The 14826-nt window shown below is 70.2% G+C and carries 15 protein-coding genes; 7 read left to right on the top strand and 8 right to left on the bottom strand.

The window, feature by feature from the left end; translation table 11 throughout:
* Positions 1-62 precede the first annotated feature (62 nt).
* Complete coding sequence (locus tag PBN85_RS03895; RefSeq protein WP_271300210.1) at positions 63-482, top strand: MerR family transcriptional regulator; 420 nt, start codon at positions 63-65, stop codon at positions 480-482.
* Between the two features lie 194 nt (positions 483-676).
* Here the strand turns inward: PBN85_RS03895 and glmS are convergent, their stop codons facing one another.
* From glmS to glmU, 4 genes are read right to left on the bottom strand one after another with little or no spacing between them, the layout of a single operon-like run.
* Entirely contained in the window at positions 677-2500 is a 1824-nt protein-coding gene (gene glmS / locus PBN85_RS03890) for a glutamine--fructose-6-phosphate transaminase (isomerizing) (protein WP_037534695.1), read from the bottom strand.
* Positions 2501-2514: 14 nt separating this feature from the next.
* Positions 2515-2892 carry a PIN domain-containing protein gene (locus PBN85_RS03885; protein WP_037534696.1) on the bottom strand — a complete coding sequence of 126 codons (378 nt, stop codon included), beginning with the start codon at positions 2890-2892 and terminating at the stop codon, positions 2515-2517.
* The gene (locus tag PBN85_RS03880; protein ID WP_271300209.1) at positions 2889-3263 is read right to left on the bottom strand and encodes a ribbon-helix-helix protein, CopG family; all 375 of its coding nucleotides are present in this window, start codon (positions 3261-3263) and stop codon (positions 2889-2891) included. The genes PBN85_RS03885 and PBN85_RS03880 overlap by 4 nt, the downstream gene beginning before the upstream one ends.
* A gap of 25 nt (positions 3264-3288) precedes the next feature.
* Entirely contained in the window at positions 3289-4641 is a 1353-nt protein-coding gene (gene glmU, locus PBN85_RS03875; RefSeq protein WP_037534788.1) for a bifunctional UDP-N-acetylglucosamine diphosphorylase/glucosamine-1-phosphate N-acetyltransferase GlmU, read from the bottom strand.
* Between the two features lie 61 nt (positions 4642-4702).
* On the opposite strand from glmU, the gene PBN85_RS03870 reads away from it, so the two are divergent.
* Positions 4703-5410 (top strand): HAD family hydrolase, encoded by a 708-nt coding sequence (locus PBN85_RS03870; protein WP_037534700.1) that lies wholly within the window; start codon positions 4703-4705, stop codon positions 5408-5410.
* A gap of 339 nt (positions 5411-5749) precedes the next feature.
* Here the strand turns inward: PBN85_RS03870 and PBN85_RS03865 are convergent, their stop codons facing one another.
* Genes PBN85_RS03865 through PBN85_RS03850 form a run of 4 tightly spaced genes read right to left on the bottom strand, consistent with a single transcriptional unit; the run spans position 5750 to position 8270 of the window.
* Positions 5750-6736, bottom strand: a complete 987-nt coding sequence (locus PBN85_RS03865) for a nucleotidyltransferase domain-containing protein (RefSeq protein WP_271300208.1) — start codon at positions 6734-6736, stop codon at positions 5750-5752.
* Complete coding sequence (locus tag PBN85_RS03860; protein WP_271300207.1) at positions 6721-7575, bottom strand: HprK-related kinase A; 855 nt, start codon at positions 7573-7575, stop codon at positions 6721-6723. The genes PBN85_RS03865 and PBN85_RS03860 overlap by 16 nt, the downstream gene beginning before the upstream one ends.
* Positions 7572-7838: an HPr-rel-A system PqqD family peptide chaperone gene (locus PBN85_RS03855; RefSeq protein ID WP_037534705.1), complete on the bottom strand. Its 267-nt coding sequence runs from the start codon at positions 7836-7838 to the stop codon at positions 7572-7574. Before PBN85_RS03855 ends, PBN85_RS03860 begins: the two co-directional genes overlap by 4 nt.
* 3 nt (positions 7839-7841) lie before the next feature.
* Positions 7842-8270, bottom strand: a complete 429-nt coding sequence (locus PBN85_RS03850) for a hypothetical protein (RefSeq protein WP_037534707.1) — start codon at positions 8268-8270, stop codon at positions 7842-7844.
* A 449-nt stretch (positions 8271-8719) separates the two neighbouring features.
* Between PBN85_RS03850 and PBN85_RS03845 the strand changes: the two genes are divergently transcribed.
* From PBN85_RS03845 to pstB, 5 genes are all read left to right on the top strand, one after another.
* Positions 8720-9943: an ATP-binding protein gene (locus PBN85_RS03845; protein ID WP_037534708.1), complete on the top strand. Its 1224-nt coding sequence runs from the start codon at positions 8720-8722 to the stop codon at positions 9941-9943.
* A 54-nt stretch (positions 9944-9997) separates the two neighbouring features.
* Entirely contained in the window at positions 9998-11053 is a 1056-nt protein-coding gene (locus PBN85_RS03840; RefSeq protein WP_271300206.1) for a substrate-binding domain-containing protein, read from the top strand.
* Positions 11054-11441: 388 nt separating this feature from the next.
* Entirely contained in the window at positions 11442-12818 is a 1377-nt protein-coding gene (pstC, locus tag PBN85_RS03835; RefSeq protein WP_271300205.1) for a phosphate ABC transporter permease subunit PstC, read from the top strand.
* Positions 12811-14067, top strand: coding sequence for a phosphate ABC transporter permease PstA (gene pstA, locus PBN85_RS03830; RefSeq protein ID WP_271300204.1), 1257 nt, complete (start codon positions 12811-12813; stop codon positions 14065-14067). The genes pstC and pstA overlap by 8 nt, the downstream gene beginning before the upstream one ends.
* Positions 14061-14822, top strand: a complete 762-nt coding sequence (gene pstB, locus PBN85_RS03825; RefSeq protein ID WP_443026779.1) for a phosphate ABC transporter ATP-binding protein PstB — start codon at positions 14061-14063, stop codon at positions 14820-14822. Before pstA ends, pstB begins: the two co-directional genes overlap by 7 nt.
* Positions 14823-14826 lie beyond the last annotated feature (4 nt).

Raw genomic sequence — 14826 nt, 5'->3', positions numbered from 1 at the left:
CCATGCGTGATCGGCCCTTATATAGGGGCCGTACCACGGTACGGAGTCAAGGCGTGTCTTCCATGACGATCGCGACGCTTGCCGCCGAGGGCGGCGTGGGCGTCGAGACGATCCGGTTTTACCAGCGGCGCGGTCTGCTCGACACGCCGGACCGACCGCGCGGCGCGGGCAGCGGCGGTGGCATCCGCCGCTATGGCCCGTCCGACGTCCGGCGGCTGCGCTTCATCCGCTGCGCCCAGGCGGCCGGCTTCACGCTCGAGCAGATCCACGAGCTATTGGCGCTCGATGCCACCGACGATCGCGCGCGGGCGCGCACGCTCGCCATCGAGCGGCTCTCGGCGCTGGACGCGCAGATCGCCCATCTCGAAACGGCCCGAACGGCTCTTCGGCGTCTCGCGCAGGAATGCGGCAATGGCGATGCCGGCCCCTGCCCGATCCTGACCGCCTTCGACGGGGGGCACGGCCAAGCGCCCGTCCCCTGACGTCCGCGCGTCAACCGATCACCGCCGATCCCGACCGTTCCTCGCAGTGCCTCGTGCCGGTACGGGCGACCAGATCTCCGCCTTGGTGGACGCGCTCGACCGGGACAGCATCCCGGAGCTGGCAGCGCCGCCGCGCGCCTGCGTGGCCGAGGCGCGTATCGGGTCGCGACGCCAGACGTGCGGGGATCCGCGCCTCACTCCACCGTGACGGATTTGGCGAGGTTGCGCGGCTGATCGACATCCGTGCCCTTGGCGACCGCGACGTGATAGGCCAGCAGCTGCACCGGGACCGCATAGACGAGCGGCGCGATCAGCGGATGCACCTTGGGCATGGTGATCGTCGCGACGCAATTCTCGCCCGCCGCCTGGATGCCGTCATAGTCGCTGATCAGCACGACCTTGCCGCCGCGCGCCTGCACCTCCTGCATGTTGCTGACGGTCTTCTCGAACAGCGGCCCCGACGGCGCGATGACGATGACGGGGACATTCTCGTCGATCAGCGCGATCGGCCCGTGCTTCATCTCGCCCGCGGCATAGCCTTCGGCGTGGATGTAGCTGATCTCCTTGAGCTTGAGCGCGCCCTCCAGTGCCAGCGGATAATCGGTGCCGCGCCCCAGGTAGAGGACGTCGCGCGCCGAGGCGATGACCCCGGCCATCTCCTGGATCGATTCGTCATAGGCGAGCGCGGCGTTGAGCGATGCCGGCGCCTCGCCGAGGTGGCGGACGATCTGCTTCTCCTCGCCCGGCTTGAGCTGCCCCTTCACCTGCGCGAGGTTGGCGGCCAGCGCGGCGAGCACCGCGAGCTGGCAGGTGAACGCCTTGGTCGAGGCGACGCCGATCTCCGGCCCGGCATGCGTCGGCAGCAGCAGGTCCGCCTCGCGCGCCATCGAGCTGGTCGGCACGTTGACCACCGCGGCGATCTTCTGCCCCTCGCTCTTGGCGTGGCGCAGCGCGGCGAGCGTATCGGCGGTCTCGCCCGACTGGCTGATGACGATCATCAGCCCGCCCGGCTCCATGACCGGCGCACGGTAGCGGAATTCGGAGGCGACATCGAGATCGACGGGCACGCGCGCGAACTGCTCGAACCAATATTTGGCGACCATGCCCGCGTAGAAGCTGGTGCCGCAGGCGACGATGGTGACGCGCTTGATCGCGCCGAGGTCGAAATCGGGGATCGGCAGCGTGACCCGCTCCTCCATCCGCTGGAGGTAGGAGCGCAGCGTCTGCGCGACGACGATCGGCTGCTCGTAGATCTCCTTGAGCATATAGTGGCGGTGATTGCCCTTCGAGATCAGCTCTCCGGTGACGCCGGAGATGGTGATCGGCCGCTCGACGGGGTGGTTGTCGCGATCATAGACCTGCGCGCCCTCGGCGGTGCAGACCACCCAGTCGCCCTCGTCGAGATAGGCGATCCGCTGCGTCAGCGGCGCGAGCGCGAGCGCGTCCGAGCCGAGATAGGTTTCGCCCTCGCCATGGCCGACCACCAGCGGCGAGCCGAGCCGCGCGCCGATCAGCAGTTCGGGATGCTTGCGGAACAGGATGGCGAGCGCGAATGCGCCGTGCAGCCGCGGCAGCACCTCGCGCACCGCGGCGATCGGATCGAGCCCCGCCTCGACCTTCTCGCTGACCAGATGCGCGACCACCTCGGTATCGGTCTCGCTGGTGAAGACGCGGCCGCGCGCGATCAGCTCGTCGCGCAGCGGCTTGAAATTCTCGATGATGCCGTTGTGGACGACCGCGACCTCGTCGGTCGCATGCGGGTGGGCGTTGTTGGTGGTCGGGCCGCCGTGCGTCGCCCAGCGCGTGTGCGCGATGCCGGTGGTGCCGGGCAGCGGATGCGCGGCGAGCTCGCGCGTCAGGTTGACGAGCTTACCCGAGGCGCGCCGCCGCTCGATCGCCCCGTCATGATCGGTGGCGATCCCGGCCGAGTCGTAACCGCGATATTCGAGCCTGCGCAGCCCGTCGAGCAGGCGCTCCGCGACGTCTTCCGTGCCGACGATTCCAACGATTCCACACATAGTCGGTACTGCCTTCAGATCAGGTAGGGGACGCGGATGCCCGGCATGGATGCCGGAAAATCGCGAATATTTCGAGTAACAAGAGTGCGACCATATCGCATTGCGCTGGCAAGGATGATCGCATCCGGCGATTTCAGCCGCAAGCGTTCGCGGCGCAACGCCGCGGCGCGCAGGGCGATATCGGCATCGATCTCATCGACGTTGAAGCCATGCAGGAACGCCTCCGCCTCCCGCACCAACTCCGGCATGCCTTTGGCGAGCACTTCCACCCAGACCATCCGACTGACCCAGGCGCCGCCGGCGTCGCGGGCGCGCCGAATCTCTTCACGGGCCGGGATGAAGCCCGCCAGAGCATCGATGACGATGTTCGAATCGAAGGTCGCAGTGATCATGCCGGATCGGGATAGATCGGCTCGGGATAGCGACCGGCCACCATGTCCAGATAGACCTGGCGTTGCCGGTCGTCCTCGGCGTCGAACAGATCGGGGAATTCCGCTTTGACCGCTTCGTAATCATCGTCCCACGGTCGCGTCCAGCTGGCCCGTTCGCGCCGCTGCCATTCGACGGCATCGCCGATATCGGTGCGGTCCTTCCACAATCCGAACCCGCGATCGAGCCAGTCCCCGTCCTCCGACTGGGACTGCGCCCGGAACGTCGATACCGCCTCACGAAGCATCGCCGCGCGCGACCGGCCGAGCGCGGCGGCGCGCTGATCGAGCCATTGCAGATCATCGGCTGGGATGTCGGCGAGCACGCGGGTCATGCCGGTATGATATCACGCAGTGATATCACCCACCACCCTTGCGCGCCGCCATCATCGCGCGGAAGCGCGTCGCCCAGCCGGGCTTGGCGACCTGCGGCGGGCGGACGAGCGCCAGCGCGCCGGCCTCGACATCCTGCGTCACCACCGATCCCGCCGCGACGATCGCGCCGTCGCCGATCGCCACCGGCGCGACCAGCGCCGAATTCGACCCGATGAACGCGCCCGCGCCGATCTGCGTCTTATACTTGAAGAAGCCGTCGTAATTGCAAGTGATCGTCCCGGCGCCGATGTTGGCGGCGGCGCCGATGCTCGCATCGCCGACATAGGACAGGTGGTTGACCTTGGCACCTTCGCCGACCGTCGCCTTCTTGATCTCGACGAAATTGCCGACCTTGGCCTTGGCGCCGAGCACCGCGCCGGGGCGCAGCCGCGCATAGGGGCCGACCTCCGCCTTCGGGCCGACCGAGGCGCCCTCGACATGGCTGAAGGCGTGGATCGTCGCGCCGTCGGCGATGCTGACGCCGGGGCCGAAGACGACATGCGGCTCGATCACCACGTCGCGGCCGATGACGGTGTCGTGCGCGAACCACACCGTCTCGGGCGCGATCAGCGTCGCGCCCGCCGCCATCGCCTGCGCGCGGCGCTCCGCCTGCCAGCCCGCCTCGACCGCGGCGAGTTCGCCGCGGCTGTTGATGCCGGCGACCTCGACCTCGCCGGTCTCGATGCACACCGCGCGGCCACCCTCGGCGATCGCCAGCATGACGACGTCGGGCAGATAATATTCGCCCGCGGCATTGTCGTTGCCGACCGATTCGAGCAGCCGCCACAGGTCGCGCGTGCGCACCGCGGTGACGCCCGAATTGCACAGGTCGACGGCGCGTTCGGCGGGACTCGCGTCCTTATATTCGACCATCTTGCGGATCGTGCCGTCGCTCGCCGCGATGATCCGGCCATAGGCGCGCGCATCGGCGGGGCGGAAGCCGAGCACCGCGACGGTCGGCGCGTCCGGCGCCTCGAGCCGCGCCGCCAGCCGCGCGACGGTGTCGCTGGCGAGCAGCGGCGTATCGCCGAAACAGACGATCGCGATGCCGTCGAACCCGTCGAGCGCCGCCTTGGCCTGCAGGGCGGCATGCGCGGTGCCGAGCTGCTCGCGCTGCCAGGCGATCTCGACCCCGGTGCTCGCCACCGCCGCCTCGACCTGCTCGCCCGAGGCGCCGACGACGACGACGCGCCGCGTCGCGCCGGCGCGGTTGAGACTATCGATCAGGTGGAGCAGCATCGGCCGCCCGGCGATCGGGTGGAGCACCTTGTGCAGATCGGACTGCATCCGCGTACCCTTGCCGGCGGCGAGGATGATGACGGCGAGAGCTTGGGTCATGCGCAGCGACTGCCACGGAAGGCTTGCCATTTCCAGAGCGACGCGTCACCGCCGCGCGGGCATGACGCCGATTTCATCCCGCCCCTCGCCCGCCGCGCCGTTCGACATCGTCGGCTTCGACCTCGACGGGACGCTGCTCGACACCAGCGGCGACCTTGCCGCCGCGGTCAATCACGCGCTCGCCTCGGTCGGCCGTCCGGCGCTGAGCGTCGAGGCGGTGCGGCCGATGATCGGCGGCGGCGCGCGCGCGATGCTGGCACAGGGCATGGCGGCGACCGGCGGCTGCGACGAAGCGACGCTCGACCGGTTGCACCGGCTGCTGCTCGATCATTACGAGGCGCATATCGCCGATCTGACCCGCCCCTTTCCCGGCATGATCGCGGCGCTCGACACGCTGGCGGCGCGCGGCGCACGGATCGCGGTGGTGACCAACAAGCTCGAGGCGCTGGCGCGCAAGCTGCTCGACGCGCTCGGCCTGACGGCGCGGTTCGCCTGCATCATCGGCGGCGATACGATGGGGCCGGGCAATGCCAAGCCGAGCCCCAAGCCGATCTACGAGATGCTGGCGCGCTGCGGCGGCGGCACCGCGGCGTTCGTCGGCGATTCGCTGTTCGACATCCGCGCCGGTCAGGCGGCGGGGCTGCCGACGATCGCCTGCGCGTTCGGCTTCCTGACGCAGCCGGTGGACGCGCTCGGCGCGGATGCGGTGATCGACGGCTATGCCGAGCTGGTGCCGACGTTGGAACGGCTCGCCTCGCCGCCACGGTAATCGCGCGAAGACGCGAAGACGCGAAGACGCGAAGACGCGAAGGTGTTGCGCTCAGGGGCGCGGCAGCGCTGAAGCATCGGCGGGAGGCGAAAGCCTGCGGTGCCACGCATACGACATCTTTGCGTCTTCGCGTGAGTCACCCTGCCGGCGGGACATGCGCAGATTCGCATCCGAATAGCGAAGGCCCCGATCACGCTCCTTTTTTCACGCGGAGGCGCGGAGGCGCGGAGAGGTCGCGGTCGGGGATGCGGCAGCTCGGATCAAAAGGGGACGGATTGGAGAGCCTGCGGCGCCACGAGCGCATCGCCTCCGCGCCTCCGCGCCTCCGCGTGAATCAATTCAACGCCGCCACTTGGTCCACAGATGCCGCGCGAGCATCGCCGGCGGCATGCGCAGCCAGTGCGAGCGGACGTAGAACGCGAAGCGGGTCGCCGGGCGGATCGGCCGACCCCAGTCGTCACGCGCCAGCACCCGGCGCAGGTAGAGCGCGTCGCCGCCCCTGAGATCGCGATGCTCCGGCGCGACCGGCGTATCGAACAGCCGGTGGCACAGCCGCAGCGCCCGTGCCGTCTCGCGGGTGAGACCATGATGTGCGGCGCGCGCGGCGAGGCCGTCGCTGCCATGATCGTCGATCAGGCAGTGGATGTCCCACAGGTTGCGCAGCCCGCCGGCAAGGTCGCCGTCCGCGAACAGATGCGCCGCGGCGTGGACGATCAGATCACGCGGCGACAGCACCGACAGACCGTTGCCGAGCGGCTCGGCATCGGCGAGCAGCGCCGCCGCGTCGGGGGTGATGCGCGCGGTCGGCGGCAGGATGGTATGGTGCACGTCGATCATCCGGTCGCGCGTCCGGTGGATCAGCGGCGGCAGCTCGTGCATCCACCGCCGGTAATAGGCATCGTCATAAGGGTCGGGCTTGACCCATTCCCACCCGGCGGCGAGCAGCGCCGCCTCGACCCGGTCGAGCGCCGCGCGCGGCACGAGGATGTCGCAATCGCCGATCGACCGCCCGCGCCCGGCGAGCGACCCGGCGGCGACGAAGGCGGTGCCCTTGAGCAGCACCACCTGACAATCGAGCGGCGCCAGCGCCCGCCGCGCCATCTCCGCCTCCCACAGGGCGGCGCGGCGCCCGTTCTCCGCCGAGGCACGCGCATCGGCGAGCAGCAGCGCGACATCCTCGGGCAAGGGCAATCCGTCGAGCCGATAGGCGAGCGTGCCGAGCAATTGCTCCGCCCGCGCGGTGGTGATCAGCCCGATCCAGTCGGTATCGAGCGCCAGCGACTGCGGATCGGCGAGCGCACGGGCGAGGATCAGCGCGTCCGCCACAGCGCCTCCACCTGGTCGATCGCGGTGGCGCCGTCGGGATAGTCGATCGCCTGGGCCGGCACCGCGCGCACCAGCCGGGTCAGCGCGGTGAACCCCGCCTCGCCCATCGCGACGTAATTGGTCGAGGCCTGGGTCAGCCGGACGAACGATTCGGCCGGCGGCACGCCGCGCGTCTCGGCGGCGAAGCCGTGGCGCGGATAGAGCAGTAGCGCCGGCCGCGCCGGCTCGTCCATCGCGCCGACCGCGAGCGCATCGGGCACCATATGGCGGATGTCGCCCTTCGGTGTGCCGACGAGCAGGGGCCCGAGCTTGGCATCCGGCCGTGCGGCGATCGCGGTGGCGATGGCGGCATTCTTGAGGCTGATCAGCCGTGGGAACGGATGGACCAGCCCCGTCTCGGGATCGATCAGCGCGAATTCGTCGCTGAGGAAGCGCCAGCCGCGCGCCGCGAGCAGCGTCGCCAGCGTCGACTTGCCCGCCCCCGATTCGCCGGTGAGCAGCAGCGCCTCGCCATCGCGCGCGACGCAGGCGGCGTGGAGCAACAGGTAACGCCGACCGCCGAGCGCCAGTTGCAGGTTCATCGCCATCTCGGCCGCGAGCAGCCCGAAGCCGAGCGGCAGCGGCGCCGCCTCGGGCAGCATGTAATCGCCGCCGATGCGGATCGACGGCCGCAGCCAGCGCCGCCACCAGTGGGTCGCCTCCAGCCGCACCGTGAAGTCGGGCAGATTGGGCGAGGGGTAATAGCGGTACAGGTCCTGCAACGCCGCGATCGGCGCGGCCCAGTCGCTGCCGACGCGGAAGCCGATCGGGCCGATGCGGACGGTGAACTGGTGCCTCATAGCGGCTCGACCAGCCCCGCGACGACCAGCTCGTCGAGCCGCGCGGCGAGCGCGTCGCGCGTCGCATCGGCGACGTCGTAGCGGTCGGCGAGCCGCGCCAGCAGCATGTCGCCGTCGAGCGGCTCCTCGCCGAGCAGCGCGAGGATCTCGCGCGCCGGGCTGGCGAGCAGATGCGTGATCCCCGACGGGCGGTGGAAGATCGCGGTGAACGCGTCGAGCTCCGCGGTCAGCAGCGCCGCGGCATCCGGGGCGCGGTAGCGCATGGCTCAGCCGCGCGGCATCTGCAGCGAGGCGAAGCAGGTGAAGCCCCCCTGCCCCCGCTGCAGCCGGCGGATGTAATTTACATAGGCGCGGCTGCTCTCATAGGTCGTCCCCGGCAGCTGGGCGCCGCGGAGCGCGCGCTTGACCTCCTCGCCCTTGAACGGGCGCGCCACCGGCGGGAACGCCCCCTTGGTGCCGGACGGGACGACATTGCCCTCGGCATCGATGAACTGGCCGGCGCGGCCGAGATCGGGCACCGGGATCTCGCAGGTCATCACCGATCCCGCGGTCTGCGCCAGCGCCGGACGGATCGACACCACCGCGCCCGCGGTCACCGCGCCGAGCATCAGCACGCGCCGCCGGCTCGCCACGCCGGCCTCGTCCGGCTGCGCCTGCGCTTGCATAGGGCCGTCGTCCGGCGTCTCGTCAGTCATGCCACCCCGCTAGCGCCACTGCCTTTCACATTCGCTAACCACTGGCAAGCGCGAGCAATGTACGGTTGCGGGACGGGTAAGGATTTGGCGGTCCGGGTGAGGCCGGCGAACGGATCCGCTCGGTCGGCGTCGGATCCCGCAGGAGCGCGTGCTTCGTGTAAGTGGACGTCGGAGCTCGACGTCAAAGTGTTCCTGCGAAAGCAGGAACCCAGGGGCAAACAGAGCAACGACTGAGACCCTTTCCAACCCTGGGCTCCTGCGTGCGTAGGAGCGCTGGCGTGGTCTCGCAGAAGTACAAGGCGTTGGTTTTGCGGCACGGTGGACCCCGGACCCCGTCCGGGGTGACGCAGTCGGCAAGGCGAGCTCGGATCGGGCGCGAAAGGGCGCCCCGCAGAAGCGCCGCACACACCCCCTCCCCGCCGCCGCCAAGCTCGGCTAGCGAGTCGCTCATGGCTTCCCGATTCGTCCAACGGTTCAGCGGTGCGTTCGGCATCGCCTGCGGCACCGCGGCGGGGGTGTTGCTGGTCGACGGGCGGCCCGACGGCGCCGGCATCGCGCTGGTCGGCGCGATCGCCGCCGCGCTCGCGGCGATGGGGCGCGGCGACCAGGGGATCGCGACGACGCGCACCGCCGGGCCGGACGCCAATCTGCTGCTCGGCGAAGTGCTCGACGTCATCGCCGAGCCGGTGCTGCTCGTCCGCGGCGGCGTCGTCACCTGCGCCAACACCACCGCGCGCGGGCTGCTCGGGCGGCATATCGTCGGCGAGGACGTGCGCGTCGCGATCCGCCATCCCGCCGCCGCCGACCGGCTGAGCTCGACCGCGCCGCTGCCCGGCCGCCCGGTCGAGCTGGTCGGGCTCGGCAGCCCCGACCAGCGCTGGGAGATGCGCACCGGCGAGACCGCGGACGGCGCGCGCATCGTCCATCTCGTCGACCAGTCGGGCAATTACGCTGCGGAGAAGATGCGCGTCGACTTCGTCGCCAACGCCAGCCACGAATTGCGCACCCCGCTCGCCTCGATCCTCGGCTTCATCGAGACGCTCAACGAGGAGGCGGGCGAGGATCCCGGCCTGCGCCGCCGCTTCCTCGACGTGATGTTTTCCGAGGCGCGGCGGATGCAGCGGCTGGTCGAGGATCTCATCTCGCTCAGCCGGATCGAGGCGGAGAAATACCGCATGCCCGACGAGCGCGTCTCGCTCAGCGAATTGCTCGAGGACGTCGCCGCGGAGATCGCCGCCGCGCATAGTCCGCGGGCGCAGGACGTCCATGTCACGATCGACGTCGATCTGCCCGAGGTGGTCGGCGACGAGGCGCAATTGTCGCAGCTGATCCACAATCTGATCGGCAATGCGATGAAATACGGCCGCGCCGGCACGCCGGTGACCGCGACGCTCGGCCGCGATCCATCGGGATTGCTGCGCCTCGCCGTCACCGACGAGGGCGAAGGGATCGCGCCGCAGCATATCCCGCGGCTCACCGAACGCTTCTACCGCGTCGATCCGGGTCGCAGCCGCAGCGTCGGCGGCACCGGGCTCGGCCTCGCCATCGTCAAACATATCGTCGAGCGGCACCGCGGGCGGCTCGACATCGTCAGCAAGGTCGGCGTCGGCACCAGCGTCACCGTCATGTTGCCGCCGGCGGCGGCCGACGCGGGCGCTGTCATCAAAGGGTAACGAAACCGTCACACAGGCGGATGTAGCGGCACGGGGGCCGTTCGCGGGGAATCGATGCGCAGTTTCTTTCTTGGTCCGCTGCTTGCCGGGGCGCTCGTCCTCGGCGGCTGCCAGGATCAGGCGAACGGCGGCGGCGGCGGTGCCCGCGACCAGATTACCGCGGTCGGATCGTCGACCGTCTATCCCTTCACCACGCTCGTCGCCGAAACCTATGTCGCCAACCATCCCGACGCCAAGGCCCCGGTGATCGAATCGACCGGTACCGGCGCGGGCATGCGGCTGTTCTGCGCCGGCCTCGGCGCCGCGCATCCCGATATCGAGGATGCCTCGCGACGGATGAAGCGCAGCGAATATGCCGCCTGCGCCGCGCATGGCGTCGGCGCGCTGATGGAGGTGCAGATCGGCATCGACGGCATCGCCTTCGCCGAGGCGAAGACCGGGCCGGGAATGCAGCTGACCCCCTCCGACCTGTATCGCGCGCTCGCCGCGACGCCGCTCGGCCAGCCCAATCGCGCGCGCGTCTGGCGCGACGTCAATCCGGCGCTGCCGGCGACGCCGATCCAGGTCTATGGCCCGCCCGCGACCAGCGGAACGCGCGACGCGCTCGCCGAACTGATCCTGACCCGCGGCTGCGAGGCGATCGATCCGCGCGCGCGCCGGCTCGCGCAGCACGATCCCGCCGCGCATGCCGCTTTGTGCACGCGGGTACGCGAGGACGGCGCCTATGTCGACGCCGGCGAGAACGACAATCTGATCGTCCAGAAACTGTCCGCCAATCCGCAGGCGATCGGCGTGTTCGGCTACAGCTATCTCGAACAGAATGCCGGCACGGTGAACGGCGTCGCGATCAACGGCGTGTCGCCGAGCTATGCGACGATCGCCGCCGGCGCCTATCCGGGCTCGCGGCCGCTCTATCTCTACGTCAAGGTCGCGCACCTGCGCGCCATTCCCGGCCTGCGCGACTTCCTCGCCGCTTATGCCGTCGCCTGGGGACCGGACGGCCCGCTCGTCCGCCGCGGCCTGATCGCCGCCCCGCCCGCCGTACGTGCGCGCGCCGCCGCGGTGATCGCGCAGACGATCCCGCTCGATCCGGCGGAGCTGCCGCAGTGAGGGGCGCGGTCTTGCGCTTTCGCGAACGGCAGGGTGCAGGCGTAGCGCTGCTCGACCTTGGGCTCCCGCTTCCGCGGGAGCACCGTGAAGGTCGGAGCGACGATGTCGCGAGCACCCGTATTCCAGCGCAGGCGGGAATCCAGAGCCAGGCAGGCCGGCGGATCGTGTGGCGATCGAGCGCCTGCCTTCGCGTATTCCTTGGAAGGATCGTCGCCCTTCCTCCCGTTACACCACCCCGGCGGAGGCCGGGGTCCAGTGGGGCGGAGCTTCATGGAAGACGACGACGGTTGTCCAACCGGGCCCCGGCCTCCACCGGGGCGGGGCGGTGGGTAAGTCCGCCGTCGTGCGCGAGCGCGGGCATGGGCGCGCTTGCGTCGGGGGCCGCGCGATGACCCCGCTCGCGCTCGCGATCATCGTCTTCGGGCTCGCGCTGATCGGCTGGCTGGCGGCGCGGATGCGCGCGGCGACGTTCCGGCCGCCGGGCCATGCGCGCTTCACCGCATTGCCCGTCCATTACGGCTATTTCGTCGCAATCTGCGCACTGGTGCCGCCGCTCATCTTCCTCGCGGTGTGGAGCCTGACCGCACCGGCGCTGGTCACCGACACGGTGCTCGCCACCCCCGCCGCCGCCGCGCTGCCGCCGCCCGGCTTCGAGCGCGCGTCGATCCTGTCGGAGGCGCGCGCGCTCGGCGCCGGGCGCAGCCATGGCGCGTTCCACGATCTCGCCGCGCAGCTTGCCCCCGCCTATGCCGCCGCGCAGACCCGCTACGACTGGATCGCCACCGCGGTGGCGCTGCTGCTCGCCTTCGCCGGCGGCGGCCTCGCCTTCACCCGCGTCCGCCCCGATTTCGCCGCGCGCACGCAGGTCGAGCGCGTCGTCATGCTGCTGCTGCTCGCCGCGTCGCTGATCGCGATCCTCACCACCGTCGGCATCGTCGCCTCCCTGCTCTACGAATCGAGCCGCTTCTTCCGCATCGTGCCGATCGGCGATTTCCTGTTCGGCACGCACTGGAGCCCGCAGGTGATCGACCCGCGCGATCCGGGCGCGAGCCTCGGCGCGGTGCCGCTGTTCTGGGGCACCTTCTTCATCGGTGCGGTGATCGCGATGGCGGTGGCGATCCCGTTCGGGCTGATGAGCGCCATCTACCTGACCCAATATGCCCATGCCGCGACGCGCGCCTGGCTCAAGCCGATGATCGAGATGCTCGCCGGCGTGCCGACCGTCGTCTACGGCTATTTCGCCGCGCTCACCGTCGCGCCGGCGGTGCGCGAAATCGGCGTCGCGCTCGGCATCGCCAATGCCTCGTCGGAAAGCGCGCTCGCCGCGGGCGCGGTGATGGGGATCATGATCATCCCCTTCGTGTCGTCGATGGCCGATGATTCGATCGCCGCGGTGCCGGCCGCGATGCGCGACGGCAGCCTGGCGATGGGCGCGACCCCGTCGGAGACGATCCGCCGCGTCATCCTGCCCGCCGCGCTGCCCGGCGTCGTCGGCGGCATCCTGCTCGCGGTCAGCCGCGCGATCGGCGAGACGATGATCGTCGTGATGGCGGCGAGCGGTGTAGCGACGCTGACCGCCAATCCCTTCGCCAGCACCACCACCGTCACCAAGCAGATCGTCGACCTGCTGACCGGCGAGGCGGAGTTCGACAGCGCCAAGACGCTCGCCGCCTTCGCGCTGGGCCTGACGCTGTTCGTCATCACGCTGGCGCTCAACGTCGTCGCGCTCAGCGTCGTCAAACGCTATCGGGAGGCGTATGAATAACCCGCGCCAGCCCACCGACTGGACCGCGGCGGCGGTCGCCCGCCGGACGCGGCGGCGCTATGCCGCCGAGCGGCGCTTCCGCCTCGCCGGGCTCGCTGCCGTATGGCTGTCGGCCGCGTTCCTCGCCTGGCTGCTCGCCAGCATGGTGTGGCAGGGGACGAGCGGATTCCGCCAGACGCGCATCACGCTGCCGATCGATCTCGCCACCGCACCGCTGCCGGTGACGCCCGCGCAGCTGCGCGGCCGCGGCGCCGATCTCGCGCTCGCCGGCGCGGGGCTCGACGCGCTGGTCGATCGCGCCGCGGTGCGGACGCTCGGGCCGGGCGGCGATGCGCTGATCTCGGATGGTGCGTGGCTGGTGGTGCGCAACGCGATCAAGCGCGATCCCGCCCTGCTCCACCGCCGCTTCACCATCGCCGTCCCTGCCGCCAGCGCGATCGACGTCGCCGCCAAGCACGACGGCACGCCGGCGGCGGAGGCGATGGTGGCGACGCTCGACGCACGCGGGCTGCTCGGCATCGGCTGGAGCGGCGGTTTCCTCACCGCCGCCGATTCGACCGATCCGACGCGGGTCGGCATCTGGGGGGCGCTCAAGGGATCGCTGCTGACGATGGCGGTGACGCTGGCGCTCGCCTTCCCGATCGGCGTGCTCGCCGCGCTCTATCTGGAGGAATATGCGCCGCGCAACCGCTGGACCGACCTGATCGAGGTGTCGATCAACAATCTCGCCGCTGTGCCGTCGATCATCTTCGGCCTGCTCGGCCTCGCTGTTTTCCTCGGCACCTTCCACCTGCCGCGCTCGGCGCCCCTGGTAGGCGGCCTGACCCTCGCGCTGATGACGATGCCGGTGATCGTCATCAGCGGGCGCAACGCGATCAAGGCGGTGCCGCCGTCGATCCGCGACGCCGCGCTCGCGGTCGGGGCGTCGCCGGTGCAGGTGGTGTTCGATCACGTCCTGCCGCTGGCGCTGCCCGGCATCCTCACCGGCACGATCATCGGCATGGCGCGCGCGCTCGGCGAAACCGCGCCGCTGCTGATGATCGGCATGCGCGCCTTCATCGCCTCGCCGCCGGGCCGGCTGACCGATCCGGCGACGGTGCTGCCGGTGCAGATCTTCCTGTGGTCCGACGATATCGACCGTGGCTTCATCGAAAAGACCAGCGCCGCGATCATCGTGCTGCTCGTCGTGCTGCTGGCGATGAACGGCATCGCCATCTACCTCCGCAACCGGTTCGAGACCCGCTGGTGACCCCCAAGATTTCCGCCCGCGACGTCAGCGTCTTCTACGGCGCCAAACAGGCGATCGATCACGTCTCGATCGACGTCGACCGCGATACCGTGCTCGCCTTCATCGGCCCGTCGGGCTGCGGCAAGTCGACCTTCCTGCGCACGCTCAACCGGATGAACGACACCGTCGCCTCCGCCCGTGTCACCGGCGAGATCCTGCTCGACGGCGAGGATATCTATGCGAGCGGCATGGACGTGGTGCAGCTGCGCGCGCGCGTCGGCATGGTGTTCCAGAAGCCCAATCCCTTCCCCAAATCGATCTACGAGAACGTCGCCTACGGCCCGCGCATCCACGGCCTCGCCACCGCGCGCGCCGATCTCGACGCGCTGGTCGAACAGTCGCTGCTGCGCGCCGGCCTGTGGGACGAGGTCAAGGACCGGCTGTCGGACAGCGGCACCGCACTGTCGGGCGGCCAGCAGCAGCGGCTGTGCATCGCCCGCGCGATCGCCGTCGACCCCGAGGTGATCCTGATGGACGAACCGTGCAGCGCGCTCGATCCGATCGCCACCGCGCGGATCGAGGAGCTGATCCACGAGCTCAAGGGCCGCTACGCGATCGTCATCGTTACGCACAACATGCAGCAGGCGGCGCGCGTCTCGCAGAACACCGCCTTCTTCCATCTCGGCCGGCTGGTCGAATTCGGGGCGACCAGCGACATCTTCACCAATCCGCGGGAGGAGCGCACCCGCGATTACATCACCGGTCGCTACGGCTGAGGAC

It is taken from the genome of Sphingomonas sp. CV7422 (genome assembly GCF_027945725.1).
GTDB classification, from domain to species: Bacteria; Pseudomonadota; Alphaproteobacteria; order Sphingomonadales; family Sphingomonadaceae; genus Sphingomonas; species Sphingomonas kyungheensis.
This window is presented reverse-complemented; position numbering and strand designations above follow the sequence as displayed.

Excerpts from the sequence above, each read along its gene's own strand:
- PBN85_RS03895 (WP_271300210.1), top strand. The coding sequence starts at position 63 with ATGACGATCGCGACGCTTGCCGCCGAGGGCGGCGTGGGCGTCGAGACG.
- glmS (WP_037534695.1), bottom strand. The coding sequence starts at position 2,500 with ATGTGTGGAATCGTTGGAATCGTCGGCACGGAAGACGTCGCGGAGCGC.
- PBN85_RS03885 (WP_037534696.1), bottom strand. The coding sequence starts at position 2,892 with ATGATCACTGCGACCTTCGATTCGAACATCGTCATCGATGCTCTGGCG.
- PBN85_RS03880 (WP_271300209.1), bottom strand. The coding sequence starts at position 3,263 with ATGACCCGCGTGCTCGCCGACATCCCAGCCGATGATCTGCAATGGCTC.
- glmU (WP_037534788.1), bottom strand. The coding sequence starts at position 4,641 with ATGACCCAAGCTCTCGCCGTCATCATCCTCGCCGCCGGCAAGGGTACG.
- PBN85_RS03870 (WP_037534700.1), top strand. The coding sequence starts at position 4,703 with ATGACGCCGATTTCATCCCGCCCCTCGCCCGCCGCGCCGTTCGACATC.
- PBN85_RS03860 (WP_271300207.1), bottom strand. The coding sequence starts at position 7,575 with ATGAGGCACCAGTTCACCGTCCGCATCGGCCCGATCGGCTTCCGCGTC.
- PBN85_RS03855 (WP_037534705.1), bottom strand. The coding sequence starts at position 7,838 with ATGCGCTACCGCGCCCCGGATGCCGCGGCGCTGCTGACCGCGGAGCTC.
- PBN85_RS03850 (WP_037534707.1), bottom strand. The coding sequence starts at position 8,270 with ATGACTGACGAGACGCCGGACGACGGCCCTATGCAAGCGCAGGCGCAG.
- PBN85_RS03845 (WP_037534708.1), top strand. The coding sequence starts at position 8,720 with ATGGCTTCCCGATTCGTCCAACGGTTCAGCGGTGCGTTCGGCATCGCC.
- PBN85_RS03840 (WP_271300206.1), top strand. The coding sequence starts at position 9,998 with ATGCGCAGTTTCTTTCTTGGTCCGCTGCTTGCCGGGGCGCTCGTCCTC.
- pstC (WP_271300205.1), top strand. The coding sequence starts at position 11,442 with ATGACCCCGCTCGCGCTCGCGATCATCGTCTTCGGGCTCGCGCTGATC.
- pstA (WP_271300204.1), top strand. The coding sequence starts at position 12,811 with ATGAATAACCCGCGCCAGCCCACCGACTGGACCGCGGCGGCGGTCGCC.